Origin of the sequence: Nocardia australiensis, assembly GCF_020733705.1 — a bacterium.
Lineage (GTDB): Bacteria > Actinomycetota > Actinomycetes > Mycobacteriales > Mycobacteriaceae > Nocardia > Nocardia australiensis.
This window is the reverse complement of the sequence record NZ_JAJFZM010000008.1, coordinates 1-26,396: the sequence shown is the minus strand read 5'-3', so window position 1 is coordinate 26,396 and position 26,396 is coordinate 1. Positions and strand designations below refer to the sequence as shown.

The window sequence follows — 26,396 nt, the reverse complement described above, 5'->3', positions numbered from 1 at the left end:
GCAGTTCCAGCGCCGAAGTCGCCGGGGTGCCAGGTGCCGTCGAGTAGACAACGACTGTCTGGTCGGGAGTCCGCACCTCTCGGGGGTGGGGAGGGCGTGCATGCGAATCTCCGGCGGGTTCGATTACTCTAGCTACGCTAGCTGATGCATTCCGTCTAGGCGGGACGCATGCGGGCGAGACGGACAATTGTATTCGTTAGCGTGCGCGGCGGTAGTAGAGTTTTCATGCTGAGCTTTATTGTTACAATCGAGAGGGCCGCGATCTTGCAATCGACACCGATCCCGTCTGCATCGTCGGGCCAAGAGATGTCCGCCATGCACGTGAATGTGGAAAACTTGGCTCCCCTCGCGCGAGCAACAAAGGAAACAGGGCAAGAGATGTCCGCCATGCACGTGAATGTGGAAAACTTGGCTCCCCTCGCGCGAGCAACAAAGGAAACAGGGCAAGAGATGTCCGCCATGCACGTGAATGTGGAAAGCTTGGCTCCTCTCGCGCGAGTAACAAAGGAAACAGGGCAAGAGATGTCCGCCATGCACGTGAATGTGGACGACCTGGCTCCCCTCGCGCGAGCAACAAAGAGAACAGGGCAAGAAACGCCCACCATGCACATGAACGACGGGATCTGGATCGGTGGGGAGTACCAGGACCTGACCGCGCACATCCCCGCGGCCCACGGCCAAGGGTTTCTTTTTCAGCCCAACGCGATGCCGCCAAGGTTGCAGACCTGGTATGCACAGTTGGCAACCCTGATCGGCAACATTTGGGACATGTTCGGACATCCGGACCGTGCAGGTTCGCCACCGCAAACCATGATTCCGCCACAGGTCGATGCGGTGCCCGAATTGACCGGGGCAACCGTGCAACAGTACGGTTCTCTGGCCCAGCAGTTGAAAAACGACCTGGACTACTTCGTCAGCAACGAGAATTTGGTGGCAGGCCTAGTCGTGGAAGGCAAGGAGAACATCACGGAGGGACGAAAGACGGTCCTCGATCTCGTCGACAGCATCAATGATTCCATGTCCACATCGGCAGGATTTCCTGCGATGTACAAGACGATCGACAACGCAATCACCTCCGCCAACGCCACCCTCGCTACGTATCGGAACGATCAACACCAGATCGCCGACAAAGTCCAACCAATCGCAGTCCCGCAGTCGTCGTCGGGCACAGGGCAAGAAACGTCCACGATGCACGTGAGTGTGGAAAGCTTGGCTCCTCTCGCGCGAGTAACAAAGGAAACAGGGCAAGAGATGTCCGCCATGCACGTGAATGTGGAAAGCTTGGCTCCTCTCGCGCGAGTAACAAAGGAAACAGGGCAAGAGATGTCCGCCATGCACGTGAATGTGGAAAACTTGGCTCCTCTCGCGCGAGTAACAAAGGAAACAGGGCAAGAGATGTCCGCCATGCACGTGAATGTGGAAAGCTTGGCTCCTCTCGCGCGAGTAACAAAGGAAACAGGGCAAGAGATGTCCGCCATGCACGTGAATGTGGAAAACTTGGCTCCTCTCGCGCGAGTAACAAAGGAAACAGGGCAAGAGATGTCCGCCATGCACGTGAATGTGGAAAACTTGGCTCCTCTCGCGCGAGCAACAAAGGAAACAGGGCAAGAGATGTCCGCCATGCACGTGAATGTGGAAAACTTGGCTCCTCTCGCGCGAGCAACAAAGGAAACAGGGCAAGAGATGTCCGCCATGCACGTGAATGTGGAAAACTTGGCTCCTCTCGCGCGAGCAACAAAGGAAACAGGGCAAGAGACGCCTACCCCACATACACCATGGAGTGCTCGGTGATCGGGACTGTCTGAAAGACGGGTAACCGTCCGTAGTTTGTAATGGTGGAACCGTTCAGCATCACCACCAGGCCACTACCCCTGGCCATTACTGGCCGCGCCGAAGCGCTGCGGGCCGCCGCACGCGACACCGCCGGACTGTCCCGCCAGCGCCGCACCGCGAGCGTCGCCACCGCAAACCGGCCACCGGCAAACTCGGTACCAAGTCGGCCGATTCGGATGCAGGGCACGGGTTTTCACTCCCACCCGTTCACTACCTCGTTCACCCGCCCACCTAGAGTGGGGTAGTGACCGGGGACCCCCCGGCGACACATCGCCGCAGACAGGCGGGGTGAACGATGACCGCGCGGCGACCCCGACAGGCTTCTGTAGCCTCCCGGCAGGGTCCTTCGATCGCGGACGCGATCACCGCACAGCGGCAACTCACCCCCCGCGACCTCCGGCTGCTCGCAGCCCATCGCGCCCTCACCGCCCACACGGCGGGTAGTGGCCTGCCACTGTCCGGGCAGCAGGAACGACCCGACCAGTTGCACACCGCCGTCACCGATTTCGCCTTTCGGTAACCGGGCGATGAGAATTCCGCCGTCCAGATTTCGGTCAGGTCGAAGGTCGCGGTCGGGGCGGCGTGAACGTGCAGGCTCCGCCCGACAAACGCGCGGATGCCACGATCATCGTGGACGAATGCCACAATTTCCTGCACCTCCCGATAGGTATCGATCAAGCATTGGCCGAAGCCCGCGGCTGCCGAGTATCCTTTGTGGCCATTTTCGAACCATACGCCGTAGCCGTCCGGGTGGGCTATTTTCGCGCATGCTTTGGTGGCTTCGCGTTCATCCCACCATTCCAGGATCATGTCCGCTGACGGGTCTGGCGCCAGCTGTCAGCTCTCGATTCTTTCGGCGATCTCTACGCCCGCCCCGCGGAGTTCGTCCAGGGCCCGATCGATGCTGGCGGGGGAGACACCGGCGGACAGGCCCAGCAGCACCCGGGTGTCGAACCCGGCGGTGCGGGCATCCATGGCGGTGGCGCGAACACAGTGGTCGGTGGCGATGCCGCAGACGTCGACGGTGTCGATTCCCCGGGTGTGTAACCAGTCCGCGAGGGCCGTGCCGTCCTTCGCGGCGCCCTCGAACCCGGAGTAGGCGGCGGCATAGGCGCCCTTGAAGAACACCTCGTCGATCGGCGCGGTGTCCAGGTCTGGGTGGAACTCGCCGCCCGGGGTATCGGCCCGGCAGTGTGGCGGCCAGGTGTCGACGAAGTTCGGGTTGTCGGAGAAGTGCGCACCGGGGTCGATGTGGTAGTCGCGGGTGGCGATGATCGCGGCGTAGTCGCAGGCGCGCATATACTCGCTGATTCGTTCGGCCACCGCGGCCCCACCTGTGACGGCCACCGAACCGCCCTCGCAGAAGTCGTTCTGTACGTCGACGATGATGAGAGCCTTACTCATGGAAACTCCCTAAAGGTCGGTCCCGCAACGATTTTCGGCCCGCGACGATTGCAGAGCAAACAACGGTCGCGCACCTGGCGCGGACCGCGCGGTTACGGTAGTCCGGCCGGTGTCGCTCAGCTCGGTGGTCTGGCAGCGCGGTCGGACAGGCTGCATCGTCTTCTCCCTTCGTATCCGTCGGGGGTTCGAGCACGCTGAAGCGGCTCAAGTTTGACAGTATTACGGAGACCAGCGCATACGGTTAGCGAAATATGCGCTCTGACCAGGCATAGCGGGCGACTCTCAGTTGCCCTGTTCCGCAACATGATCGGATAACCGACAGCGGGTTGCGTCGTCAGCAAGCCGACGAGGTGCTCATCCAGCTCGATACATCACCTGCTAGGAGGTTTCAAGGACTGCGTGGGGGTTGAGGATGCCGCGGGGGTCGAGTGCGTATTTGACGGCATGGTGGACAGCGATACCGATAGGACCCTGTTCTGCGGTGAGCCAGTGCTTCTTGAGGTGGCCGATGCCATGTTCGCCGGTCACGGTGCCACCGAGCTCGAGTGCGCGGCGGGTGATGTCGTCGAAGGCACGCCGCGCGGCCCGGCGGCTGGTGGGGTCCGCGTCATCGAAAATGATCGTGGGATGCAGGTTGCCGTCGCCGGCGTGTCCGAATACTCCGACGGTCAAGCCATGGTGGTTAGCGATCTCCTCGATCGAGGCGATGAGATCGGCGATCTTCGTGCGGGGTACGCCGACGTCGTCTAGCAGCCAGTCGCCGAGCCGCTCGAGCGCCGGCAAAGCGAGTCGGCGTGCTTCCAGGAGCATCGCACCCTCAACGGGGTCGTCGGTAATGGCGACGTCGAGGGCGCCCGCGTCGGTGCACAGCTCGTTTATCCGGGCGAGTACCGCGGCGGCGTCCGGGTCGTCGCTCTGTCCTAGCAGCAACGCCTCCACGTCGGCGCCCAGACTCATTTTTGCGTAGTCGTCGACCGCACGGACGGTGGTGCGGTCGAGAATTTCGAGCATGGACGGGGTCAGGCCGGCGTGAACGATCGCGGTGACAGCGGCCCCGGCGCTGGCAAGATCAGGAAAAGAGGCGACCAGCGTGTGCGGCGGGCGAGGGGCAGGAACGACACGCAGAGTAGCTTCGGTGACGACGCCGAGTGTGCCTTCCGACCCAACGAACAGGCGTGTCAGGTCGTAGCCGGCGACGCCTTTGACAGTCTGGTGGCCGGTACGCAGGATGCGGCCGTCGGCGAGCACGACTTCCAGTGCGAGGACGAAGTCACCGGTGACGCCATACTTGACGCAACACATCCCGCCGGCATTGGTGGCGATATTGCCTCCAATGGTGCAGAATTCCACGCTCCCAGGATCCGGCGGGTAGAGCAGCCCCGCATTGGCGACCTCGGCACGTAGCGCAGCGGTCAGGACGCCGGGTTGCACGACCGCGAGCCGGTTGCCCGGGTCGATACGGATGATGCGGTTCATTCGGTGCAGGCTCAGGATCACCGAGTCCGGGGAGGCGTTCGCCGCACCGCTGAGTCCGCTGCCGGCGCCACGCGCGACGACAACCACATTGTGGCGGTGCGCGAGTGCGAGGCACGTGGCGACGTCGTCCGTGGAGCGCGGCGCGAGCACCGCGGCCGGGATGTGGTGCGGCGTGAAGCGGGACTGGTCGTGGGCGTATCCGGCGGCGATGTCGGGGTCGGTGATGATCATGTCGTCGGCGAGTTCGCTCGCCAACTCTGTCAGGAACGCCTCGATTCGGGCGACGTCGGGGACGGTCACGACTCGACCTCGGCAGGCGTCATACGCCACCCGCTCGCCTCGAGACGATCCCAAATTGTGCGTTTGACTGTCCTGCCATGGACTGCGCAGTGGGTGCGAGTGTTCATCGGGACTGCTCCAGGATTGTACGTAGTTGGCGATGGGGTTCAACGTAAGGACAGTGACACCGACCTCCTTGGGTCGTGCATCGCGCGGGCCGGTCACGACCAGCCGACGTGGCGAGTGCGGATCCGACCACTACAGGCGGTCTGAGATCGGAGGGAATCCGACTTCAGACCGCCAGCGCCCCCGGCGAGTTTGCGGAAGTGACAACACTGGCAACGAATCAGCGCGATGTCCCTGCGCCGGAGTGTCAGCGCGGGATCTCAGGGCGTCTTTGCAGTGTCTTGATCATGTTCGGCGACTTCGTCGCTCGCACGGTGGCCCACTCCGCGCTGTCCGAGTATGAATGCGACGCAGGCACTTCCGAGCGTTATCACACTGACGAGCAGCAGTCCCCAGGTGGATGACCCAGTCTTGTCTGTGAGCCAACCCATCGCATAGGGGCCAGCGAAACCGGCCAGATTGCCAACCGAGTTGATAAACGCGAAACCGCCCGCAATCGCGACTCCGGTGAGGAATGTTGGGGGCAGGGACCAGAACAGCGGTGTCGACGCGAACATTGCCGAGATACCGACGCACAGCGCGATCATCGCGATCAACGGCGAGCGCTGTGCGAAGACAGCTATTGCAAGTGCGAGCGCCGCGATGACAAGGGTGCAGCCGGTGGCCATTGGAGTGTTTCGCGTTCGCCGGGCCAATCTCTCCCACGGCAACATCACGCATGCGGCGATCAGATTCGGGATAGCGACAAGCCATCCGGTCGTGACGGAGGAGTAACCGCCCATGTTCGCGATGATGGTTGGCAACCAGAGCGCGAGACCGTATGTGCCGAAAACGATTCCGAAGAATACCAGGATCAGGGCCCACAATTTGGGGTGACGAATGGCCTGCAAGAGGTTGAGGTGGCCGTGAGTGCTCTCGACTGCCTTGCGCTCGGCGTCGAGTGCGCCCTCGAGGTATGTGCTCTCTTCGGCGCTCAGCCATCGGGCCTGTGACGGCTTGTCAGGCAGCCACTTCAGCACTACCAGCGCGAGGAGGACTGCCGGAATCGCCTCGACGACATAGACGAGCTGCCAGCCCTCGAGTCCCATGAACTCCAACCCGACCAGCCAACCGGACAATGGCGCACTGACCACGGCAGCCAGGGGATTCGAGAGTGCGAAGACTGCGATGACGGCACTTCGATATTGTTGCGGGAACCAGAAGGTGAGATACAGCAGGACTCCCGGGAAGAACCCGGCCTCGGCAACTCCCAGCAGGAATCGGGCGATGGCGAAGGATGCCGGTCCTTGAACGAAGGCCGTCGCGATCGCCACGATTCCCCAGGTCGCCATGATGCGGGCAATCCAGCGACGGGCGCCGAACTTCATCAGCAGGAGGTTGCTCGGCACCTCGAACAGGAAGTATCCGAGGAAGAATATTCCTGCGGCGAATCCAAATACGGTGGCGGACAACCCAAGCGAATCAGTCATCCCCAATTTCGCGAAGCCGACGTTGTTGCGGTCGATATACGCAACTAAGTACAGCAGCCCGAGGAACGGGCCGAGTCGCACCATGTTCTTTCGCGCGATCGAGGCGGCTCTATCGGTCGAACTCACAGCACCTCCGTGAGGCTGGTTGGTATCTAATTTCCGGGCTGGACTGAATCCCAGGACCGCGCGATGCGACCTGCCGTAGAACTCGCGGCCTTCGGGAACGCCCGAGCCGAACACGGATATTGGGCGCCAGCACTGGACGAGGCCGTGCGGAACCTGCGCCCGAGAACCAATTCCGACTAGAGGGAAAGGTCCAGCAGATCAAGGGCATTGCGATGGATGAGTAGTTCGACTTGTTCAGGGTCGAGGCCTCGAAGCCCGATGGGCGGGACGACCTTTGCGACGGCACGAAGGCCGTCAACCGATTCGTTGACCGTACTGAATGGATAGTCGCTACCGAATAGGAGCTTGCCCCACACGCCGTAGTCCTGAGCGAGCATGAGCGAGTTCCACAACTGATAGGGGCGGTAATGCAAGGCACTGACGTCGGCGTATACGTTGGGATGCTTGCGAATGACGGCCAAGCATTCGCCTTCGTAGGGATGGCCGAGGTGCGCGAGCACCATGCGCAGTTCGGGAAATCGCCTCGCCACATTGTCGAGAAGTCCGGGCCGTGCGAACTCGAGGGGCGCCTGTGACACAAAAGTGGTCCCGGTGTGAAGCAGGATGGGTAGTCCTTGGGCGGACGCGTACGACCAGAGGGGATCGAATCGAGGGTCGCGTGGGTCGAATCCGGCATACATCGGCATGAGCTTGATGCCCCGGAGCTTCAACTCGGTGTGCCCGAATCGGAGCTCGTCCTCCCACCCGGGTTGGGTCGGGTCGAGCGCCATGAATCCGACGAGACGCTCCGCGTGCAGCGCGACGTATTCTGCGACATCGCGATCGTCTACCCAGAGCCCGGACAGTCGCGCCTTGCCTCCGAAAACAATCGTGCGGGTATCCGCCGGGGAGGAAGCTTCGTACTCAGCCCAGCGAACCGTGAGGTTCACTTCGCCCGCGTGGGCTCGGGCGGCTTCGTCGATGAAGGAATCGGTGAAATGGTCGGGGCAATCGAACAGGTGGGAATGGACGTCTGTGATCACTTCCGCTCCCGCGCTTCCCAACCCGCTTCGAAGAGATTCCAGAACTTGTAGGTCGGCGGGTGCTCGTCGAAGACCTCATCGCACAGTTCGATTCCGATTCCCGGCGCTTCGGGAAGCGCGAGGTAGCCGTCTACGACCGGGATTGTGCCCTTCAATGCATCGAAGACGTACGGCTCCAGAAGGGAGTCGAAGGTCTCGAGGATCTTGAAGTTGGTGGTCGCGGCGCACAGGTGCGCCGACGCCGTCGTGCAGAATGGTGAATTCGAATTGTGTGGGGCCACCACCATGGCGTGGGTGTCAGCTTGCGCGGCGATCTTTCGGATCTCGGTGAAGCCGCCCGCCATGCACAGGTCGGGCTGGATGATGTCGACCGCACCGGTGTCGAACAGGCGCTTGTACTCGAATCGGTTGTGAAAGTGTTCGCCACCGGAAATCGGAATGCTCGTCAGAGTTCGGAGCTCACGGTAGAGCTCGATGTGTGTCCATGGGAGCGGTTCTTCGAACCAGCCGATATCCAGTGGCTCGATTGCTCGAATGATTCGATTGGCTTCGTGGAGGGAGAATCGTGCGTGGCCCTCGATAAAGATGTCGATCTCGGGGCCGATCGCATCGCGTACCGCCGCGATGATCTCGATGGCGAGATTGCGCTCGGCTCGTTCCAGTTCGCCCATCCCGGGACCGAAGGGGTCGAACTTCAGTGCGGAGTACCCCTGCTCGACAACACCGATCGCCTTCTCCGCGAATGACTCGGGCGTTCGCGGCCCCGTGTACCACCCGTTGGCATAGACACGGACCTTGTCACGGCATGCGCCGCCGATGAGTCGGTATGCAGGAACTCCCAGGAACTTGCCTTGAATGTCTAGCAGCGCGTGGTCAATGCCACTGAGCACGATCCCGCCGGTGTCGCCACCGCGGAAGTAGTCGCCCTGATACATCCTGAGCCAGATCTCCTCCGTGTCGAAGGGATCCGCGCCCAGGAGGTGACGGTCGGCCATATTGCGCGCGAGTGCGCAGGTTTCCTGCGGGCGGAACGGGTGGGTAATTTCGCCGACTCCGGTGAGTCCTTCGTCGGTGGTGAGCCGAACGTAGCTGAAGTCGCGCCACGCAGTTCCGAGCGTTAGCGTTTCGACCTTGCTGATTCGCCCCGCACCGGTTGCTTTGCGAGTCTTGTTGACGGTGAACACGAATACTCCGTTCGGTAGTGGCGAATGCCGTTCGCCTGTCAAATATTGGATGGTTCACAGCGCCGCGTCAATAGCCGTGTCGAAATTTGCTCCCGCCGCCCCACCTCAGCCCACAGCTCCCGCTGGCAGCGTCCGAGAACCCTCCGAGGTGTTCCAGGAGGGCGCGCAAGGGTGCCCACGATGGGCTCGAGGCGCGCAGCTCGAGACGCCGACGCCGAGACCGCCGAACGGATCGGCGCCGGTCACCACCAACTCAGCGACATCCTCGTATGACCAGCGATAACGGTACTCGCGGCATGACTAACCGCCAGGTCGACGGTCGAATAGTCGACGATTCACCAGGCCTTTTGCTGGGCATCGAACCCGACCCCGTCGACAGGCCGTGCCGCCCTTCATGCTCGGCTCGTCGTCGACCTCGGACCCGGGGTTGACATCGCCGCGCCCGAGGTCTCGAAGATCAATCCGCGCCTACCTCGACGGGGAGACAGGCGCCCTCTCGGTTCAGATCTCAGAGCCCCTCGAGGTGGCGCGAGAGTCGCTGCGCGTGAGAGCGCACTGCCTCGCCCAACCGATGAATATCTTTCTCCTGCATGGAGACCCGCAGGCCGGTCGCGCTGATCGCTCCGACGTTGGACCTGCGATGATCCCATACGGGCGCACCGATACACACGATGCCTTCGGCATCTTCTTCGCGATCGACGGCGTACCCGCGTTGCCGCACTTCGGCGAGACTGGCGATCAGGTCGTCAACATCGGTGATCGTTCTCGAGGTTCGGCGGGGCAGGCCGGAATCGCTGACGATCTCACCCACGCGCGAGTCGGGCAGCTGAGCGAGTATCGCCTTGCCGACGCCGGTGCAGTGCAACAGTTCCCGGTCGCCCATCTTGAGATCGAACCTCACCTGGCCGGGAGCGTCGACCTGGCCGACGATAACCGCGGCATCGTTTTGGTAGGCGGCGACCCGGGACGACAGCCCCGTCTGCTCCGTCAGCGACCGAAGGAATGGCATCGCCGCATCGCGTAGCGAGGTCTGCGCGAGTGCGTGATGGCCGAGAAGCGCCAGCGCGAAGCCCAAGCGATAGACGCGTCCCGCGCCCTGCCCGTCGGATATGACGAAACCCCGCTCGACCAGGGTGTACAGGGTGGCGAAGGTGGCGCTCTTAGACGCGCCTATCTGCGCCGCGACCTCGGTGACGGTCAACCCCTTGCCGGCATCCTTGATGACCTCGAGTGCGTCGATCGCACGATCGAGACTCTGGACGCGATAACGCGATTCGTTCGGAGCCACCGAACGAGAGTCGCACTTTGGAGGGGATTTTCAAAATCGATTGACATTGCCCGACGCCAGACCGCATGATTCGTGTGGACCGAACGCGCTTCGGGTCAGCCGAAACAAAGGGGTACGTATGCAAATGGCAGGTGGCGTTCTACCGGTACTCGCGACGCCGTTTGACCGGCACAGCGAGATTGACAGAACTCAGCTCGAGCGGCTCGTCGACTGGCAGTACGAGCAGGGAGCCGACGGCGTGACGATCGCCATGGTCTCCGAAATTCTGCGACTCAGCGTGAGCGAACGTGAGTCGCTCGCCGCAGCTGTGGTGGCCGCAAGCGCGGACCGCGGCAGTGTCGTTGTCAGCGTTGGCCACGAGAGCACGCACCTGGCGACTCGCCTGGCGAAGAGCGCGGAGACCACCGGCGCAACCGCCATTATGGCGATTCCGCCAATCTCGGTGCCGCTGGCGGACGACCAGCTCTTGGGCTATTTTTCGGCGATCGCCGACTCGACCGTCCTGCCGTTGATCGTGCAGGACGCGAGCGGATACGTCGGCACCCCGATGTCGATCTCCTTGCAGGCGCGACTGCTGGAAGACTTCGGTGCCGAGAAGATTCTCTTCAAACCCGAAGCGGTTCCGCTCGGCCCACGCCTGACCGCGTTGATGGATGCAACGGGCCAGCGTGCCCAGGCCTTCGAAGGCAGCGGAGGAAGCGCGCTGATCGACACTTACCCGCGTGGTGTCGTGGGGACGATGCCCGGATCGGATCTCACCTGGGCCGTCAAGGCTCTCTGGTATGCGCTGGAGAACAAGCAGGTCGCCCGTGCGGACGAGATCCACTCGGCACTGTTGCCGCTGGTAAGCCTCAGCCCGGGGCTCGACACCTACATCGCGGTCGAGAAGTATCTGCTGCACAAGCAGAACGTCTTGGAAACGCAATACGTACGTGAGCCGGCCTCCTACCGGATCGACGAGGCCACCAGGATCGTGGCCGATCGGATGTTCGACCAGCTGAACCACGTTGTGCGCGGAGGCAAGAAGTGAAAGCCCTGGTACTCGAGGAGTTCGGCCGGTTGGTTATCGAGGACCGTCCGACGCCGACGGTCGGACCGGACGAGGTCCTGCTCAAACTCACGGCCACCGGGATTTGCGGCTCCGACCTACACGGGTACACCGGGGAAAATGGTCGCCGGGTACCCGGCCAGGTCATGGGACACGAATCTGTCGGCTACGTCGCCAGGTGTGGCGCCGATGTGGACGACGTCCCGGTCGGGAGTCTTGCGACGTTCAATCCGGTGCTTTCATGTGGAAGCTGCTCCGGTTGCGATTCGGGCAATGACCACCATTGCGGAGATCGGCGAGTGATCGGTGTGGATCCGCAGATCTCCGCGGGATTCGCGGAATACGTTGCTGTCCCAGCCAGGAATATCACCCTGCTGCCAGCCGAGTTCCCCGCCGAATATGGTGCGTTGATCGAGCCGCTGGCGGTCGGCTTCCATGCCGTCGCTCGTGGAGCCGTCCAACCCGACCAGTGCGTACTGATCATCGGGGGCGGGCCTATCGGTCAGGCCGCGGCGATCGCAGCGAAGCACGCCGGCGCGTTGGTCACCGTCAGCGAGCCGAACGCGGCGAGGAGGGCGCTGTGCCGCAGGCTTGGAGCTCACGCAATTGACCCCGTATCGAGCACCTTGGACGAGGAGATGCGCCGACACACGGGGCGCCTCGCCGATGTGACCATCGATGCGGTGGGACTGTCGGCCACGATCGGGGCGGCCCTGTCAACCACGCGAGTGGGCGGAAACGTGGTTCTCGTCGGTATGGCGAGCCCGTCGATCGAACTCGCTGCCTTCACCGTCAGCACCGCCGAGCGCGCGTTAATTGGATCGTTCTCGTATTCCCCCAACGAGTTTCGGGCAGCGGCCCAATGGGCGACCGAACATCCGGACACGTTGTCCATCCTCGTCGAGCGACGAGTATCCCTGCCCGAAGCTCCAGCAGCGTTCGCGCAGTTGGCCTCCGGAGATCTCACTGCAGGAAAAGTGCTCGTCCTGCTGCAACCGACAGTCGAAAATAAGAGTTAGGTAGCGAGAATGCAGCTTCAAAGGCTAGGCACCCCAGGCCATGAGATCCCGGTCGCCAAAGGCGACGACGGGGCGATCTATCGACTTGATTCGATGACCTCGGATATTGACGGAGCGTTCCTGGCAGAGAACGGCATCGTGCGAGTGCGTGAGGCTCTCGAGGCAGGCCATCTCGTTCCAGCGTCGGAAGAACTCCGCAGCGCACGAATCGGTGCACCGATCGCGCGACCGGGCGCAATCGTGTGCGTCGGGCAGAACTACGCGGCACATGCCGCGGAGTCGGGCGACAACCCGCCGGAAACTCCCATCATCTTCTTCAAACACCCCAACACGATCGTTGGACCATATGATCCGGTACCGCTGCCGCCCGGCAGCGAAAAAACCGATTGGGAGGTCGAACTGGGCGTGGTGATCGGAAAACGAACGAGCTACCTCCGGTCCATCGACGAGGCTATGGCCCACATCGCCGGGTACGTAGTCAGCAACGACGTGTCCGAACGTGCGTTCCAGCTCGAGCAGTCCGGCGGTCAGTGGTCGAAGGGCAAGAACTGCGCGAACTTCAATCCGCTGGGACCGGCGCTCGTTTCCGCTTCCGAGGTGGACTCCAGTTGCCTCGGGCTTCGATCCTGGGTCAACGGTGAACCCCGTCAGGATTCGAACACGAAGGACATGATCTTCTCGGTTCCTTACCTCATTTGGCACCTGTCGCAGTACATGGTCTTGGAACCCGGCGACCTGGTGAACACCGGCACACCGGAGGGCGTAGCGCTCTCGGGACGCTTCCCATATCTCCGCGCCGGTGACGTGGTTGAGATCGAGATCGACACGATGGGACGTCAGAGGACCCAGTTCGAGGGCTAACGGCAAGCCACCTCATCGGGACTGGTGAGGCGACCGTGCGCAGCGGAGGTGGCCGGTCGCCGAAGCGGTCGGATCGGCTCGAGCAGGTCAAAGCCGAGGTTCACCGTCGAGAAGGCACGTAGCCGGCTGCTCGTCGATCTTGTCGGCACCGACGTAGATGTGGTGTCGCCGGCCTTGTCTCAATGCCTCGGGCTGACGCGGATTTTCGATGTCCCGGCACCAACGGCACCGTTGCCGGGCGGGCCAGAGATGGCGGCTCACATGCGGTCGAGGAGGGTGGCTACTCGACGCAGTGATCAGTTTTCACGTGCCGTCGATAGTCATAAGCAATCAACCGATGGGTCTGGCTGATGAGTCTGGCTGATGAGTCTGGCTGCAGGCCTGAGGATGCCGGTGGCAACGGGGAGGGAGGTGATCGTGGGTTGATGTCGACGAGCAGTGTGACCATGTGGTCTGAATCTGAATGGCCAATTGTTCGTGTGGTGAGCGACGGATCGATTCTCTTGTTCTGTTGCGCGAGGTTTATGTGTTGAGGAGCTGGTTGACTACGATGGTGTCGCTCTGGAGTTGAGCGACCTGATGTGAACAAACCGAATGAAAATCGATGGATCGTTGAGGAAACTGCCAGGTCAACAGTGTGCTCCCCGCGCACGCGGGGATGATCCGGTTTGGGCGTCGGCAATTCGGTCGGTGGTCTTGTGCTCCCCGCGCATGCGGGGATGATCCGGATTCCAACCGGATCGCTGAGCAGCATCGCGCATGCGGAGTCTGTCAAACCGGATGAGACGGTTCAGGCTGCTTGTTCTGTGTCGGTGTTCTTCTTCGGTGGCGGGTTGATCCAGACTGCTGCTGGCAGTTTCGGCGGAATCGGTCAGGGTTGGCGGTGTAGGCGGCAGTGAGGGTTTCCGTGTGCTTGGCTCGGATCGCGCTGGCGGTGCCGTTGTGGACCGATGCCGGGGTGTAGGCCGATCCCGGAGTGGCGGTTTCGGTGCTGTAGTAGTCAAAGAACCTGTCGCAGAATCGTTTTGACTCGTTGGTGGAGGAGAACCGTTCTGGGAACGCCGGGCAATACTTCAGGGTGAAGCCGCTTTCGGAAAAGGGGGTTGTCATTACTCACGTGTGGGCGTGACAGGCTGCGGGTGATACCGAGGTCGACCAACAATTGTGCGACGTTCTTGCTGGTCATCGAGGTTCCGCTGTCGGAATGAACATGGGCGGCACGACGCCGTCGTTGGCGGCGAACGCCTCGCGCATGAACTTCGCCGCAGCCACCGCCGACTCGGCCGGCACCAGCATGTGGTGAATGACCTTGCGGGAGAAGATATCCAGCATCACCATCAGGTCGTAGTAGACGCCCTGGAACGGTCCCTTCAATTCCGTGATGTCCCGGACGGCCTGTAGCTCCGGAGCTGAGAGTGCTGCCGTCGATCGGCCCGAGCCCAAAGGGGGCCTGCGATGTTGCCGTCGCTACCAGCCGACCCCGCCCCGAACCAGAACTTCCGGTGTCGGCTGGTGAAGCCACGGGCGATGGGCGATGTCATCGGAGCCTATGCCGAGGAGTTGCAGCCCTGTCGCGAGGACTCCGGCGAGCGATGGGTTCGGAGTTTGCCCGCCGGCGTTGGGTCGCTGCTCCTGGCTGAACCGGTTCGAGCGCTCTTCGTGGTTCATTGAATCCTCCGAATATCGAACCGCCCGTAGAATTCGGCGCCGGCGCGGACTCCGCTGCCTGCTTATTTATGTTCATGGATATTCTGCATTTGAGATGTTTGATCGCGAACCAAACCCGCACGCCGCGTATGGCCGTTCTATAGTGCCGCAGGCGGCATCATCCCACCTTCTGGATGTTCCATGCCGCACGGAGCAGGCTGGGTGCCAGGCTTCGGTGATTGGCTGACACGGTTGTCCAGATGCGCTCACCTATCGAGCGTTCGTAGCGAATGAACGTTGCCAGTGAGGCGTGATCGTCGTCGACCTCGATGACGAGACTGCCGGTGAGCATCCAGGAATGGGAACTGAGAGTGATCCAGGTGTCACCGCGATCGACAATCGGCCAATAGGCCACCTGCTCGGGCGAGGATCGCCATGCGAGCCGCAGGCCGAGCAGGACTCGCCAGATGGCCTGTCCCTTGAGGCCCGCGGCGTCTTCGAGTGACGCCCGCGCCCACTGTTCCGGCGACCCGATCGCAGCAGCGTTCGTTGTGAGTGTGAACTGGTCGATGTAGTCGGGATCGGCGGTTGTGCTGTGCGCACGGATCGACTCGGAAACCTCATGCTGTTGGAAGGCGATCGGCTGGGATTCTTTTTCGGTCGAGTGATCTCGATGATCGGTTGTCATTTTGATGACCTCGCACTTCTGATATACGGTTGCGTATATCAGAAGGTTAGTTCATTTATACGGTTGCGTATAGATGTCTGATCTGTGAAGGGAGGCATGCCATGGGTGCGACGCGAACACCAAGCGATAGGTGGATCGAGGAAGGGTTGCGGGCGCTGGCAAGTGGCGGTCCCGACGCGGTCCGAATCGAAGCGCTTGCGAAGACGCTCGGGGTGACGAAGGGCGGATTCTACGGTTACTTCACCGACCGGAACGCACTGCTGGAAGCAATGCTGGATACCTGGGAACGGCGCAGTGTCGACGACGTGCTCGACCGCGTCCGGCACGACGACGGCGACGTCCGAAGGAAGATGCAGTTGGCCGGAGCGCTCACCTTCTCCGCGGACCTGCTGCCGATCGACCTTGCGATCCGCGACTGGGCTCGGCGCGACGAGAACGTCGCCGCCCGGCTGCGTCGCGTCGACAACGAACGCATGCAGCTGCTCCGCGACATGATCGGCACCTTCTGCACCGACCCGGTCGATATCGAAGCCCGCAGTCTGCTCGCCTTCTGCGCGCGGATCGGTGAGCACTTCTTGGTCGCCGATCATGGCGTCGGGGCGGCCCGCGACGAGGTCTGGGCCCACGCCGCCGCCATCATATTCGGGCAACCATCCGGCGACAGCGATCGGTGAACTGCTCAACCGGCTTTCTCACGCCCTGCCGGACCGTGTGCGGGTCGTCGCAGCCGACGGCACGCTTTTCGGCGATCTGGTAACAGCAGTCACGCTGGGCGGTCGGACCGTCTCTGTTCCCGCATGGTGGCGGACGCTGCTGGGGGCGTGCCGCCGGTGGTCCGGATGTCGAGCCGTGGACCGCGCCGGGTCGGCGCGACGAATTCTGTGCTCTCCCACCGGCTTGCGTCGAGATCGAAATCTTCCGTGATGAGGTCATCCGGTATGCCACGGGCGCAGATTGTGCGCCCGCGCGCCACGCACCCTGACTATCGAATCCACTCACCGCGAATCTGCCGCGTCTACGGTACTGGACCCGCCGTCCGCCGAGCGCGGTTCGGGAACGCGTCCGCTATGTCGTTTGAGTTGCTGCACGGTCTCCTGCGGACGGAATGGTTTTCTCTTCGGCCCTTCTGCGCGGCACGGTGAATATGGCGATTACACAGAGGATTGCCACAGCGAAGCATGACAGCGTGTACCAGAGATTACCGAGGGGGTCTCCCGCACTTGTCAAACCGTCGGTGGCGTCGAGGAAGTCGGGCAACGCGGTCACCCAGAGTAACGCCATGACGCACAGGTACACCACGCTGTAGATGCGGACGAGGTCGTTTGTGTAATGCGGAGCATTCGACTCGTCACGCCGTAGCCGAAGCCATTGGCGAGTGAGAATCGGGACAGCGACAATGGCGACAATGACCAGTTCGGCCGCGTATAGAAATCCCCGCAACGTGGTGCTGCCGGCACCGAACAGCGTTGCGGGCATTGGCAAAATGGCTGTACCCAAAGAACCGAGTATGCCGATAACGACAGTTCGCCAGACCAACTGTGGTCCGGAGAAGGTCTGGCCCTGGTCGACGTGGCGGCCGACGAATAACTGGACACAGAACGCGAGAGACATCGGCCACAAAGCCGCGAATACCACCACACTCGGAAGTGGTACCGAATCGAACATCGGTTGATTTATCGGGTTGTCGGTCGACCACTCCCACCACCGTAACTGCGGTCCGAGATGGTCGAAGATCTCATAGAAGGCGTGGTGGACGAAGCCGACGCAGACCGCGCCGACAAGAACCCCGTACCGGCGGAATACCCCCAGCGTTCTGACGATCTCGAAGGCCAATGTGGCCATCAATGGGTAGATCGCGACGATATACAACGGGAGTCGGCCCCACAGGAAGTCCACGGTGAAGACATTGTGCGCGAACATCGTGTCGACGTGCGCCTCGATACCGAAGGCCGCGGGAAAGTATAGGGGTGGTTCGATAACGAAGAGGTATGCGGTTGCGCCGAACCACACCACCAGATTGGTGGGGTCGCCGTGCCGGCGCAAGCGCACGATCGCGTATATCAGCGCCAGTATTGCGCCCAGGATGATAGTGAATTCGAGTACTGGCAGCGTCCAGTTTTCCAACCCGAAAGGATTTCGCAGTTCGACGAGGCCACCGGCCTCCCGGCACGAGAAGCCGAGTGCCGTCGCGAGCCGTTCGAAAGTGGGTGCGCAGTGATCGGTCATCAGTTCACCTGCCGTGATGCGGCGGTGTACCAGTGCGATACGTCGTAGCCGGCTTTGTAGCGCTCGAACCAGACGTCGGCGAGTACGGGTAGTTTCTCGTGGTCGGGGTTGTGCTTCGGCAGCTGACTGCGGACGACGCCTACCAGCGCGGTGAGTTGCTCGCCGAGTGGTAGATCGTCGAAGGCGCGCGGCATGGGGCCGTTGTCTTCCGTGGGTAGCCGCAATGCCTTACGCAGTTTCGTCTTGCGCCGGTGGGACGCGAACATCGATAGTGCGTCGATCTTCCGATCCTCCAGTGGGACATGCTTGTTGAAGCCTGCGCACGCCAATCTGATCACCTTCATCACGTGCCCGAATATCGACGGAGCCATGCGCATCCGGTAGACATCGCTTCCGACAACGGACTCGAAGATGATGAGCGCGGAACTCCGATGTTCGACTTCCTCGACGAAATGCCAGATGAACAATGACGCGACGCGGTCGTCTCCCGGTCGGAACAGGGTCGAATCATTGTCGAGCATCAGCTTGAACACCGGGGTGAAGGTCGCCTCCAAGTCGGCGGTATAGGCAAGTCGGTAGTTGACCGAGGTGTTCACGGTGAGGCTGTCGAATTCCGCGATTACCGCGTTGAGAGTCTCCTTGAGCCCCGGGTATCGCTTGATCAGACCGTTGGCGTGTTGGCGATGGGCAGTGGAGTGTTGCCCCTCCTGCCGCACGAATGCGTCGGCTTCCTCCGCGACCGCGGAATCGGTTATCAGTGGCATGGTCTCGCGAATCATGTTGACGATCATCTTTTCGAAGCCGATCGCCAGGAAGGACACCGCATTGGCCATCGACGAGAAGGCCGGATTCTGTTCGTTCCACAGGAAGGGCACGTCGTAGTCCGCGAACGCGAAACGCATCTTTCGGACTTGTAGCTCGGTCACTGGGCTGTACCTCGTCATTCAGAGTGGTCTGGTCCGGTGGTTGCGCTTGGATGTTCCGCAGCGACAATGGCTGAGATCATACATACAACTGTCGATGTGTATGATCAAAATCGGCGCAGGGGTCTCGAATCGCAGGACGGGAGGTGGGCTGGCCTCGTGATACCGTCGAGCCCCTGAACCTGGACAGTCGGCGGGATTCCCGCTGCGGGGTTTGCGCATGAGGGACATGATTCGAGCCGAGGAAGCGGGCAGTGGCAGGAAGGCGTGGGTGGGGCGGTAGTCCGCCGGACAGCGATGAAGACGCGTCTCGTCGAATTGTCGCCGCTGCCGTCGATCTGATCGGACAAACGAGTTCGGAGATCAGCATTGCCGAGGTCGCGGATTCGCTCGGCGTCATCCGGCAGACGGTGTACCGATACTTTCCCAGTGCGGACGCTCTGATGCGGGCGGCGGCAATCGCGTCGGTCGCTGGTTTTCTCGATCGGCTGACGCAGCAGGTCAGTGGTATCGAAGACCCCGTCGAAGCGATGACCGAGGGCGTGGTTTACACGCTGGCCGAGGTCCGCCGAACACCCCATCTGGGGATTCTGCTGTCGAGTACGTATTCGAATGTCCAGCCCGACAGCCTCACCTCCGAAGAGGCGCAAAGCTTCGGAATGACGATGATCAAGCGCTTCGATATCGATTGGGCGCACTACGGATACGACGACGCGTCTCTTCAAGAGCTTGTCGAGTACGTCCTGCGAACGATGCAATCGTTCTTCGCGTCCCCGGGCAATCCGCCGCGCAGCGAGGATGAGCTGCGGCGGTACTTACGCCGCTGGATGGGAGCGGCGATTATCGCCCAAATGAAGCCACCCGCGAGCGCTCGAGTGGTCACGCCCGGGGCCGCGGTCTAATCGACGGCGGGTAGCACGTTGTCGCGGTATTCGCCCGGAATGTTGCCGGGTGGCTGGTAGATCGCGATGATGTAGGTCTAGCCGGGATCGTCGGAGTCGGGTGCGAGCACGCAGGCTCGGGTGACGCCGACACTGGTGGTCGCCTTCCAGACCATTTGTGTGAAGTTCTCGGTCCCCGGGGCCGGATCGCCGGTGCCGTACTCGTAGTGCTGTTGCTCGTTCTTCCAGAAGTCGACGGCGTCGGCGGCAGGTGTCGGTTCGGCGTCGTCACTGCTGGCGAGGAATAGGTTTTCGCCGTACTTCGCGTCCAGATCCTTATGGGACACCGAGCCGTTGTCCGCGTGGAATCGGACGCGTCGGAGTTTCGCGGCACCGCTCGTCAGGGATCAACCGGGTGTCTGCACCGTCGGCGAACCACACCGTCGGCGATTGGCGCGGTTGATCGCCGCGGGGATGGTTCAGCGCAGTTCCTGAATGCGAAGCAGGTTGCCCGCGGGATCGCGGAAGGAGCAGTCACGTACCCCATACGGCTGGTCGGTCGGCTCCTGGACGACCTCGGCGCCGCCGGCTTGCAGCCGCTCGAATACATCGTCGAGATCCTTGGCGGCCAGGTTGATGCTGGCATAGGTGCCCTTGGCCATCATTTCGGCGATGGTGCGGCGCTCGCCGTCGGTGATGCCGGGGTCGGCGGCAGGCGGGTGCAGAACGATGGACGTGTCTGGCTGTCCGACGGGGCCTACCGTGATCCAGCGCAGCCCGTTGTATCCGACGTCGTTACGCACTTCGAAGCCGAGGGTGTCGCGATAGAAAGCCAGGGTCGCGTCCGGGTCGTCATGGGGGAGGAAGGTCTGGTAAATGATGATGTCCATGACGGCTACGTTAAGTGTGGCTCGCGGGTCGGCGCTTCTCGATTCCTGATTGGTTGCCGTCGATCGGCGAGATCCGCCCGGCTAGGTGTTGCGGGTCAGGAGGTTGTCGACGGCCGGGGTGGTACTGCTACCTACCGCGAAGCGGTCGAGACGATCGTTGGCCTTATTTCGCAACCGGATGGGCCCATCATCGAAATCGGTTCCGGCGGTAGGGCGTTGACGCTGCCCCGGCAAGCCCTGCGCGGGGCGATGGGTCCGGCCTCAGCCACCGACGTACGCAGCCGAGTACTTGCCGGTCAACGTACTACCCATCGATGGGTCTGCGTCTCTCGGTGCGGATGAGGGCTGTCAGGGCGTCGAGGACTCGTTCCAGGCCGAAGGCCCAGGCGTGGTCGGGGCTGTAGGCAGCGTTCATCGCCGCGCCGGCGGCGGCGCCTACCTGCTGAGCCAGCGGGTAGGAATCGCCGAGATAGCCGGCCAGGCGCTGGTTCCAGGCGAGCCAGACCTCGGCCGTGTCCGCTGCATGCGGGTCTGGGCGATGGGCCTGAGCGGAAGCCCGAACGAAGTCCGCGACGAACGTCAGGGCCGCGTCGCGGTCGATGTCGCTCAGCCCGGTGCCGTCGAAGGCGTGTAGTTCGTGGTCGTACTTGGCGATAGTCCCGGGCCCCAGCGAGGAGCGCTGGTCGGTCACATCCAGCAGCCAGCAGTGCGCGGCGTAGAGGGCCAGGTCGGCCTCGGCGATCTGCCACACCCGCTCCTGCCAGAGCTCGGACCCGTACGGCGGCCGCGGCTGGCGAGCGTGCACGGCATCGATCATAAGGACCAGCAGGTCATCACGAGATCCGACGTGCGTGTAGACAGCCATCGTCGAGATGCCCAGGTCCGCGGCCAGACGGCGCACTGTCACAGCATTCAGGTTCTCTGCGTCGGCCAGCCCGATCGCTGCGTCCACGGCCTCCGACGTCGTCACTTTCGCGCGCGGTCCACGGGCGCCGCCCTGCGGGGCGGCTGAGTGGTCGCGCCACAGTAGGTCGATCAGCTCGTGAGCCATATGGCGCCTCCGGGTTGGGAATACTCTTGGAATCCATTACCTTATACATTGCACAAGGTTTGTCTACTGGGAGGCTCCGTATGAAGATCACCGCCACCGCTCTGTCCCTGAACGTCCCTGACCCTGACGCCTCGGCCGCCTTCGCCAAGCAGAACTTCGGGTTCATCGAGGCGATGTCCGCGGACGGCTTTATATCTCTGACCCACCCCGATGCCGGGCTCAATGTGGTCCTTCTGCGCACCGGCCTCGGCTCGTTCAAGCCGGAGTCGATCGCCGGATCGGCCGGGCAAGGCACGCTCGTGGTGTTCGTCGTCGAGGATGTTGACGCCGAGTTCGCCCGCATCTCTGCCGCCGGCGCCACGGTGGTCACCGAGCTGGAGACCGAGCCGTGGGGTGAGCGCTACTGCCAGTTCTCCGACCCCAACGGCATCGTGTGGCAGCTCGTGCAGTGGGTCTGACCGCCCCATGTCGACCACCCGCGCAGAACGAGACGGCCCGAGCGAGCGAATTTGATCACGCCGCAGGACGCACTGTCGACTCCCACGTCGCGTCGTAGCGACCGCCACCATCATTGACGGTCGCCCGACCAGATGGGAAGGGGGCCGAGCCGGAGTCGCCGGGTCGGTCCCTGGTCGTCAGTCTCGCTGGCGGTGGGTGTTTGTCGCCTGTCTTGCCGCTGTGCTCTCGGTCGCGGCGACTGTTACATGCTGTGAGCTGGAGCAGTCGCAGCTCCCGAGAACTTGGGGCGTGCGAAATCGGCGCGCACGGAGTTGACGATGGACGAGTAGGTCTCGCCTGACTGCGGTTCGCCGAACAGCGCCGATGCCGGTAAGTCGAGCGGTACCGTGTTTTCTCGTCGACGGGAGGCGAACATGGACGAACTCGGAAAGCGTGTGCTGAACGCCGTGGAGCGCACGATGGGCCGTGACGGGACGGGCGTGATCACCGTGGAGTCCGTTGGCTACGTGCAATGGATGACCGGCGACGAGGGCATTCGCGTCGAGGTGGTCGATCCTGGCCGTCAACGATCGCGGTCGCTGTGGCAGCGGCTGCGTGGGCGCGCCGATATCCCGGCCGAGCCGGCCTACAGCGATGAACAGATAGCCACCCTCACCCGTCTCGGGTTTACTCGTGGAACACAGAGCTACGAACTCGAAATGGGCGCAAGCGATCTCGTCCGTGATCGGCTGGTGCGTACCATCGTTTCCGCTCTGCGCGATGTCCTCGAGATCGATGACCCGTCGGTGATCGCGGTCGAGACTTGGTGAACGCTCGCGAGCATGGCACGCCATCGCGGCGAAAGGCCCGTCCCGTCGCGCACTGACGGGTGCGGCGCGATCACTGGATTGTGAGCTGCCGAACATCTAATTGCTTAGTACAGGTAACTAGAATAAAGTTGCATGCTGCAAGCAATTAACCTCGTACGTTGGAGTGGACATGGCAGTGTCATCCGATACGGCACAGAGCCTGATCCGGGAGCTCTACTTGATCAGCCGCGCGATCCGTGTGGCCCTGCTGCATTCGGAGGAAGGGCACCTGCTTCCGGGTGGCATCGGTGTGCTCGGCACTCTCGATTCCAAGGGCTCGTGTCGTCAGGTGGATCTGGCGGTGGACCTGTGTATCAGCCCATCGGTGTTGAGCAGGCACGTCACGGAGTTGGTCGGCTCCGGGTTGATCAGCCGTCACGCCGATCCCGACGATGGCAGGGCGACCCGCATCCAGGTCACCAACGAGGGGCGTGACCTGCTCGCGCGCATTCGGATGTCGCGGGCACAGGGCTTGCGCAGCGCCCTCGCGGATTGGAGTGAGGACGAGGCCGAGCAGGCTTGCGCCGGAATTCAGAAGCTCAGGAACTCACTGACCGCGCACGCGCACCGCACCGCGGTGAGCGCGGATCAGCCCGTTTCGCAACAGAGCGCCGCAGCTACAGAGAGTCAGGAAGTGAATGTCTAGTTCAGTCGAGGCGGTGACGCGGCGCGATCCGAGTGCGATGACTCACCGCGAAATCCTGGAAGCGATGACGGGGCTGCTCGCGGCGCTGTTCACGGCGCTGCTGAGCACCACTATCGTCGCGACGGCGCTGCCCACCATCATCGGAGATTTGCACGGGTCGCAGACCGCGTATGCCTGGGTCATCACGGCGGCACTGCTGGCCAACGCCGCGTCAACGCCGATCTGGGGCAAGTTCGCCGATCTGTTCAACAAGAAACTGCTCGTGCAGTCGGCCATCATTATCTTCGTCGTCGGCTCGATCGTCGCGGGCTTCGCAGGCAATATGGCCATGCTGCTGATTGCCCGCGTTGTCCAAGGGATCGGCATGGGCGGGTTGACCGCGCTCGTGGTCGCGATCATCGGCTCCATTGTGGCGCCGCGCGAACGCGGACGGTACTCCGGCTACATGGGCGCCGTGATGGCGGTTTCGATGTCCGGTGGCCCCATTCTCGGTGGTGTCATCGTCGATAGCTCGCTGGGCTGGCGCTGGTGCTTCTTCGTGTGCGTGCCGCTCGCGGTGATCGCGTTGTTCCTGTTGCAGCGAACTCTGCGTCTGCCGACCGAGCGCAAGGACGGGGTGTCGATCGATTGGCTCGGCGCCGCACTGCTGACCGGCGGTGTGTCGGTACTGCTCATCTGGGTTTCGTTCGCCGGGAAGGCCGGTTACTACGCCTGGTTGTCCCGTGAGTCGGCGCTCTACGTCGCCGCGGGTGTGCTGCTGCTGGTGGCAACTGTATGGGTCGAGTCACGCGCCAAGGCGCCGATCATCCCCTTGCGGATCATCACCGAACGCACCACTGGCCTGGCGATCATCGCCTCGATCGCGGTCGGTATCGGGATGTTCGGCGCGACTACCTTCCTGGGGCAGTACTTCCAGACCGCGCGCGGATATTCGCCGACCGTGGCAGGTGTGCTGACCATCCCCATGGTGGCGGGCACGCTGGTCGCGTCGGTTGTCTCGGGGCAGTTGATTACTCGTTTCGGTAAGTGGAAGCGGTTCGTGGTCGCCGGGGGCGCGCTGTTGGTGGTCGGATTCGGGCTGCTCTCGACGATCGATCACGCGACGAGTATCTGGCTGGTCGGCTTCTACATCGCCATTGTCGGGCTCGGCATGGGCATGATGATGCAGAATCTCGTGCTGGCCGTACAGAACACCGTGAGCGTGCACAATATCGGCGCGGCGTCGAGCAGTATCGCGTTCTTCCGCACCATGGGTGGAGCGATCGGGGTATCGGTGCTCGGTTCGGTGCTGGCGACCCGGGTTGGCGAACTATCGGCGCAGGGATTCGCCGAGCTCGGCATTCCCGCCGGCTCCTCAGGCGGCGGCAGCCTGGATCTGGGGGCCTTGCCCGGACCGGTGGTCGCGATCGTGCGCGCCTCCTACGGCGACGCGACCGGGCGGATATTCCTCATCGCCGCCGCCATGACGGTCGTCGCGCTCGTCGCGACCGCGCTGCTGCCGAACAAGCCGCTGCGTCGCACGATCGACATCGACCCCACCCTCGACCCGATGCGCGCGGAGGCTGACACCGAGTCCGCCGAGATGGACCGCGAGGGTGAACTGGAACCGGCTCTGCGCGCGTAGTTACCGGATTCCAGCGCGAAAACTAGGGAACCATCGGATAGAGCACCGGCCCCGGCCGGTGCTCTATCCATATATGCGAGCAGCTCCGGGCGATTACCGGAACCGGTAGTGCGCCTTGGGCTTCGGTATCCCACCGTCGGCCGATGGATGCGACGCTGCGAATGGGCGTAGGGGGCTGGTGGCTGGGGCGCCATGAAACCTGGTATCGCCGCAGGCACTCTGGTGCGTGAGACCGCCGTGGGCGACAACTAGCATGGGGCGCCGTGGGTGCGAGTGCGGGAATCGAGATGGTGGCCATCGGCGAGGGGCAGGTGACGCTGTCGGATCGGCGGACGCAGCGCAGTTGGCCGGTTACCGTCGCGGCGTGTGAGGTGGCGGCGTTCCCGATTACCCAGGCGCAGTATGCGGAGGTCACAGGGGAGCGCCCGAGCGCCGCGCGGGGCGATCGGCGGCCGGTCGAGGGCGTGTCGTGGTGGGATGCGATCGGCTTCTGCAATGCCGCGTCGCTATTGGAAGGGTTGACACCCGCGTACCGCCTTCAAGACGATGAACAGGTCGAATGGGACACCGTCGCCGACGGATACCGGTTGCCGGCCGAAGCGGAGTGGGAGTACGCGTGCCGGGCCGGAAGTAATGGGCCACGTTATGGGCCGCTCGATGAGATTGCCTGGTACGGCGGCAATTCCGATGATCGCAGTCACGAGGTGGGCGGTAAGCGGCCCAATGCGTGGGGCTTCTACGACATGCTGGGCAATGTATGGAATTGGTGCTGGGATATCTACGACGCCGAGGTGTACGGCGAATACCGGGTACTGCGCGGTGGCGGATGGTCCGACCAGCAGTGGAGCTGCCGCGCGTCGGTCCGCCGTCGCAGCCATCCCACCTTCCGAATCGACGATGTGGGGTTCCGCGTCGCCCGGTCGCTGACTTGCCCGTCACCGACTTCCAGCAACTGCCACACCCGTCTGCACGCGACGCGAAGTCGGCCGTGACGAACGGCTCATCTGGTGGGCCAGCTATCGGAAGTGCCTCGGTGGCGGCGCATTTGGCGTCTTCTGAAGAAGACCTCCTCTACCGAGATCGTGGGGATCTGGGACGTGATCGCGGCCATGTGAGTATCGAGTTGGAGTTCGTGGATGTGCAGTTCCAGACCGGCTCGGCGCTCGGGAGGCAGTCGGGCCCATACCGCGCCGATTCGGGTGTGCACGCTGGTGTCGCCGCTGGCGAGCACTTGGAGTAGCTGCGGCCATAGGCCGGTTTCGGCAGCGATCGAGGGCAGAGTGGCCACGGACGAGTCCGATAGGTCGGCGACCAGGCGTGCGACAATTTGCTGAATTCCGGTGTCGCTGCGCTGTATCAGCAGCAGTAGTCCGCGCCA

General features: G+C 62.7%; 27 protein-coding genes and 1 pseudogene. 13 read left to right on the top strand and 15 right to left on the bottom strand.

Annotated elements, in window-relative coordinates; all coding sequences use genetic code 11:
* The first annotated feature begins 225 nt into the window (after positions 1 to 225).
* From LKE06_RS25420 to LKE06_RS25410, 3 genes are all read left to right on the top strand, one after another.
* Positions 226 to 1,791 (top strand): hypothetical protein, encoded by a 1,566-nt coding sequence (locus LKE06_RS25420; protein WP_228001890.1) that lies wholly within the window; start codon positions 226 to 228, stop codon positions 1,789 to 1,791.
* 337 nt (positions 1,792 to 2,128) lie between these two features.
* Positions 2,129 to 2,353 (top strand): hypothetical protein, encoded by a 225-nt coding sequence (locus LKE06_RS25415; RefSeq protein WP_228001889.1) that lies wholly within the window; start codon positions 2,129 to 2,131, stop codon positions 2,351 to 2,353.
* Between the two features lie 62 nt (positions 2,354 to 2,415).
* The gene (locus LKE06_RS25410; RefSeq protein WP_228001888.1) at positions 2,416 to 2,652 is read left to right on the top strand and encodes a hypothetical protein; all 237 of its coding nucleotides are present in this window, start codon (positions 2,416 to 2,418) and stop codon (positions 2,650 to 2,652) included.
* A gap of 18 nt (positions 2,653 to 2,670) precedes the next feature.
* Here the strand turns inward: LKE06_RS25410 and LKE06_RS25405 are convergent, their stop codons facing one another.
* From LKE06_RS25405 to LKE06_RS32970, 6 genes are all read right to left on the bottom strand, one after another.
* The gene (locus tag LKE06_RS25405) at positions 2,671 to 3,237 is read right to left on the bottom strand and encodes a nicotinamidase (protein WP_228001887.1); all 567 of its coding nucleotides are present in this window, start codon (positions 3,235 to 3,237) and stop codon (positions 2,671 to 2,673) included.
* Between the two features lie 378 nt (positions 3,238 to 3,615).
* Positions 3,616 to 4,944 carry an FAD-binding oxidoreductase gene (locus LKE06_RS25400; protein WP_228001985.1) on the bottom strand — a complete coding sequence of 443 codons (1,329 nt, stop codon included), beginning with the start codon at positions 4,942 to 4,944 and terminating at the stop codon, positions 3,616 to 3,618.
* Positions 4,945 to 5,378: 434 nt separating this feature from the next.
* Positions 5,379 to 6,713, bottom strand: a complete 1,335-nt coding sequence (locus LKE06_RS25395) for an MFS transporter (protein WP_228001886.1) — start codon at positions 6,711 to 6,713, stop codon at positions 5,379 to 5,381.
* Between the two features lie 176 nt (positions 6,714 to 6,889).
* A complete protein-coding gene (locus LKE06_RS25390) occupies positions 6,890 to 7,735 on the bottom strand; it encodes an amidohydrolase family protein (protein WP_228001885.1) in 846 nt (281 codons plus the stop codon).
* Positions 7,732 to 8,919, bottom strand: coding sequence for a mandelate racemase/muconate lactonizing enzyme family protein (locus LKE06_RS25385; protein ID WP_228001884.1), 1,188 nt, complete (start codon positions 8,917 to 8,919; stop codon positions 7,732 to 7,734). Before LKE06_RS25385 ends, LKE06_RS25390 begins: the two co-directional genes overlap by 4 nt.
* A gap of 508 nt (positions 8,920 to 9,427) precedes the next feature.
* Positions 9,428 to 10,207 carry an IclR family transcriptional regulator gene (locus LKE06_RS32970; protein ID WP_228001883.1) on the bottom strand — a complete coding sequence of 260 codons (780 nt, stop codon included), beginning with the start codon at positions 10,205 to 10,207 and terminating at the stop codon, positions 9,428 to 9,430.
* 118 nt (positions 10,208 to 10,325) lie between these two features.
* Between LKE06_RS32970 and LKE06_RS25375 the strand changes: the two genes are divergently transcribed.
* From LKE06_RS25375 to LKE06_RS25365, 3 genes are all read left to right on the top strand, one after another.
* Entirely contained in the window at positions 10,326 to 11,237 is a 912-nt protein-coding gene (locus tag LKE06_RS25375; RefSeq protein ID WP_228001882.1) for a dihydrodipicolinate synthase family protein, read from the top strand.
* Entirely contained in the window at positions 11,234 to 12,274 is a 1,041-nt protein-coding gene (locus LKE06_RS25370; protein WP_228001881.1) for a zinc-dependent alcohol dehydrogenase, read from the top strand. Before LKE06_RS25375 ends, LKE06_RS25370 begins: the two co-directional genes overlap by 4 nt.
* 93 nt (positions 12,275 to 12,367) lie before the next feature.
* Complete coding sequence (locus LKE06_RS25365; RefSeq protein WP_228001880.1) at positions 12,368 to 13,135, top strand: fumarylacetoacetate hydrolase family protein; 768 nt, start codon at positions 12,368 to 12,370, stop codon at positions 13,133 to 13,135.
* 771 nt (positions 13,136 to 13,906) lie between these two features.
* On the opposite strand, the gene LKE06_RS25360 is transcribed toward LKE06_RS25365, so the two are convergent.
* From LKE06_RS25360 to LKE06_RS25350, 3 genes are all read right to left on the bottom strand, one after another.
* The gene (locus LKE06_RS25360) at positions 13,907 to 14,245 is read right to left on the bottom strand and encodes a hypothetical protein (protein WP_228001879.1); all 339 of its coding nucleotides are present in this window, start codon (positions 14,243 to 14,245) and stop codon (positions 13,907 to 13,909) included.
* A gap of 72 nt (positions 14,246 to 14,317) precedes the next feature.
* Positions 14,318 to 14,509 carry a hypothetical protein gene (locus LKE06_RS25355; protein WP_228001878.1) on the bottom strand — a complete coding sequence of 64 codons (192 nt, stop codon included), beginning with the start codon at positions 14,507 to 14,509 and terminating at the stop codon, positions 14,318 to 14,320.
* Positions 14,510 to 14,960: 451 nt separating this feature from the next.
* Positions 14,961 to 15,470, bottom strand: coding sequence for a hypothetical protein (locus LKE06_RS25350; RefSeq protein ID WP_228001877.1), 510 nt, complete (start codon positions 15,468 to 15,470; stop codon positions 14,961 to 14,963).
* Between the two features lie 101 nt (positions 15,471 to 15,571).
* Here LKE06_RS25350 and LKE06_RS25345 point away from each other — a divergent pair, with 101 nt between their 5' ends.
* Positions 15,572 to 16,144, top strand: coding sequence for a TetR/AcrR family transcriptional regulator (locus LKE06_RS25345; RefSeq protein WP_228001876.1), 573 nt, complete (start codon positions 15,572 to 15,574; stop codon positions 16,142 to 16,144).
* Between the two features lie 391 nt (positions 16,145 to 16,535).
* Here the strand turns inward: LKE06_RS25345 and LKE06_RS25340 are convergent, their stop codons facing one another.
* Positions 16,536 to 17,696, bottom strand: coding sequence for a DUF7802 domain-containing protein (locus LKE06_RS25340; RefSeq protein WP_228001875.1), 1,161 nt, complete (start codon positions 17,694 to 17,696; stop codon positions 16,536 to 16,538).
* Positions 17,696 to 18,622: a metal-dependent hydrolase gene (locus LKE06_RS25335; RefSeq protein ID WP_228001874.1), complete on the bottom strand. Its 927-nt coding sequence runs from the start codon at positions 18,620 to 18,622 to the stop codon at positions 17,696 to 17,698. The genes LKE06_RS25340 and LKE06_RS25335 overlap by 1 nt, the downstream gene beginning before the upstream one ends.
* A gap of 251 nt (positions 18,623 to 18,873) precedes the next feature.
* Between LKE06_RS25335 and LKE06_RS25330 the strand changes: the two genes are divergently transcribed.
* Positions 18,874 to 19,521 (top strand): TetR/AcrR family transcriptional regulator, encoded by a 648-nt coding sequence (locus LKE06_RS25330; RefSeq protein WP_228001873.1) that lies wholly within the window; start codon positions 18,874 to 18,876, stop codon positions 19,519 to 19,521.
* 77 nt (positions 19,522 to 19,598) lie between these two features.
* Here the strand turns inward: LKE06_RS25330 and LKE06_RS25325 are convergent, their stop codons facing one another.
* The 3 genes from LKE06_RS25325 to LKE06_RS25315 form a co-directional block, all read right to left on the bottom strand.
* Positions 19,599 to 19,847 (bottom strand): CAP domain-containing protein, encoded by a 249-nt coding sequence (locus LKE06_RS25325; protein ID WP_228001872.1) that lies wholly within the window; start codon positions 19,845 to 19,847, stop codon positions 19,599 to 19,601.
* A 132-nt stretch (positions 19,848 to 19,979) separates the two neighbouring features.
* Complete coding sequence (locus LKE06_RS25320) at positions 19,980 to 20,390, bottom strand: VOC family protein (RefSeq protein WP_228001871.1); 411 nt, start codon at positions 20,388 to 20,390, stop codon at positions 19,980 to 19,982.
* A 304-nt stretch (positions 20,391 to 20,694) separates the two neighbouring features.
* A complete protein-coding gene (locus LKE06_RS25315; protein ID WP_228001870.1) occupies positions 20,695 to 21,441 on the bottom strand; it encodes a TetR/AcrR family transcriptional regulator in 747 nt (248 codons plus the stop codon).
* A gap of 80 nt (positions 21,442 to 21,521) precedes the next feature.
* Here LKE06_RS25315 and LKE06_RS25310 point away from each other — a divergent pair, with 80 nt between their 5' ends.
* The 5 genes from LKE06_RS25310 (at position 21,522) to LKE06_RS25290 (ending at position 26,010) form a co-directional block, all read left to right on the top strand.
* Positions 21,522 to 21,899 carry a VOC family protein gene (locus LKE06_RS25310; protein WP_228001869.1) on the top strand — a complete coding sequence of 126 codons (378 nt, stop codon included), beginning with the start codon at positions 21,522 to 21,524 and terminating at the stop codon, positions 21,897 to 21,899.
* Between the two features lie 414 nt (positions 21,900 to 22,313).
* Complete coding sequence (locus LKE06_RS25305; RefSeq protein WP_228001868.1) at positions 22,314 to 22,709, top strand: TY-Chap domain-containing protein; 396 nt, start codon at positions 22,314 to 22,316, stop codon at positions 22,707 to 22,709.
* A 169-nt stretch (positions 22,710 to 22,878) separates the two neighbouring features.
* The gene (locus LKE06_RS25300; RefSeq protein WP_228001867.1) at positions 22,879 to 23,394 is read left to right on the top strand and encodes a MarR family winged helix-turn-helix transcriptional regulator; all 516 of its coding nucleotides are present in this window, start codon (positions 22,879 to 22,881) and stop codon (positions 23,392 to 23,394) included.
* Positions 23,387 to 25,018: an MDR family MFS transporter gene (locus tag LKE06_RS25295; RefSeq protein WP_228001866.1), complete on the top strand. Its 1,632-nt coding sequence runs from the start codon at positions 23,387 to 23,389 to the stop codon at positions 25,016 to 25,018. The genes LKE06_RS25300 and LKE06_RS25295 overlap by 8 nt, the downstream gene beginning before the upstream one ends.
* A 287-nt stretch (positions 25,019 to 25,305) precedes the next feature.
* A complete protein-coding gene (locus LKE06_RS25290) occupies positions 25,306 to 26,010 on the top strand; it encodes a formylglycine-generating enzyme family protein (RefSeq protein ID WP_228001984.1) in 705 nt (234 codons plus the stop codon).
* Between the two features lie 8 nt (positions 26,011 to 26,018).
* Here LKE06_RS25290 and LKE06_RS25285 read toward each other — a convergent pair.
* A pseudogene (locus LKE06_RS25285) lies at positions 26,019 to 26,396 on the bottom strand (hypothetical protein); the annotation flags it as partial.

Bases quoted from the DNA above. Each gene is read 5' to 3' on its own strand.
- LKE06_RS25375 (WP_228001882.1), top strand. From the start codon at position 10,326: ATGCAAATGGCAGGTGGCGTTCTACCGGTACTCGCGACGCCGTTTGAC.
- LKE06_RS25365 (WP_228001880.1), top strand. From the start codon at position 12,368: ATGACCTCGGATATTGACGGAGCGTTCCTGGCAGAGAACGGCATCGTG.
- LKE06_RS25415 (WP_228001889.1), top strand. From the start codon at position 2,129: ATGACCGCGCGGCGACCCCGACAGGCTTCTGTAGCCTCCCGGCAGGGT.
- LKE06_RS25405 (WP_228001887.1), bottom strand. From the start codon at position 3,237: ATGAGTAAGGCTCTCATCATCGTCGACGTACAGAACGACTTCTGCGAG.
- LKE06_RS25295 (WP_228001866.1), top strand. From the start codon at position 23,387: ATGTCTAGTTCAGTCGAGGCGGTGACGCGGCGCGATCCGAGTGCGATG.
- LKE06_RS25340 (WP_228001875.1), bottom strand. From the start codon at position 17,696: ATGACCGATCACTGCGCACCCACTTTCGAACGGCTCGCGACGGCACTC.
- LKE06_RS25360 (WP_228001879.1), bottom strand. From the start codon at position 14,245: ATGACAACCCCCTTTTCCGAAAGCGGCTTCACCCTGAAGTATTGCCCG.
- LKE06_RS25350 (WP_228001877.1), bottom strand. From the start codon at position 15,470: ATGACAACCGATCATCGAGATCACTCGACCGAAAAAGAATCCCAGCCG.
- LKE06_RS25300 (WP_228001867.1), top strand. From the start codon at position 22,879: ATGGCAGTGTCATCCGATACGGCACAGAGCCTGATCCGGGAGCTCTAC.
- LKE06_RS25420 (WP_228001890.1), top strand. From the start codon at position 226: ATGCTGAGCTTTATTGTTACAATCGAGAGGGCCGCGATCTTGCAATCG.
- LKE06_RS25345 (WP_228001876.1), top strand. From the start codon at position 15,572: ATGGGTGCGACGCGAACACCAAGCGATAGGTGGATCGAGGAAGGGTTG.
- LKE06_RS25315 (WP_228001870.1), bottom strand. From the start codon at position 21,441: ATGGCTCACGAGCTGATCGACCTACTGTGGCGCGACCACTCAGCCGCC.
- LKE06_RS25305 (WP_228001868.1), top strand. From the start codon at position 22,314: ATGGACGAACTCGGAAAGCGTGTGCTGAACGCCGTGGAGCGCACGATG.
- LKE06_RS25400 (WP_228001985.1), bottom strand. From the start codon at position 4,944: ATGATCATCACCGACCCCGACATCGCCGCCGGATACGCCCACGACCAG.
- LKE06_RS25290 (WP_228001984.1), top strand. From the start codon at position 25,306: ATGGTGGCCATCGGCGAGGGGCAGGTGACGCTGTCGGATCGGCGGACG.
- LKE06_RS25310 (WP_228001869.1), top strand. From the start codon at position 21,522: ATGAAGATCACCGCCACCGCTCTGTCCCTGAACGTCCCTGACCCTGAC.
- LKE06_RS25320 (WP_228001871.1), bottom strand. From the start codon at position 20,390: ATGGACATCATCATTTACCAGACCTTCCTCCCCCATGACGACCCGGAC.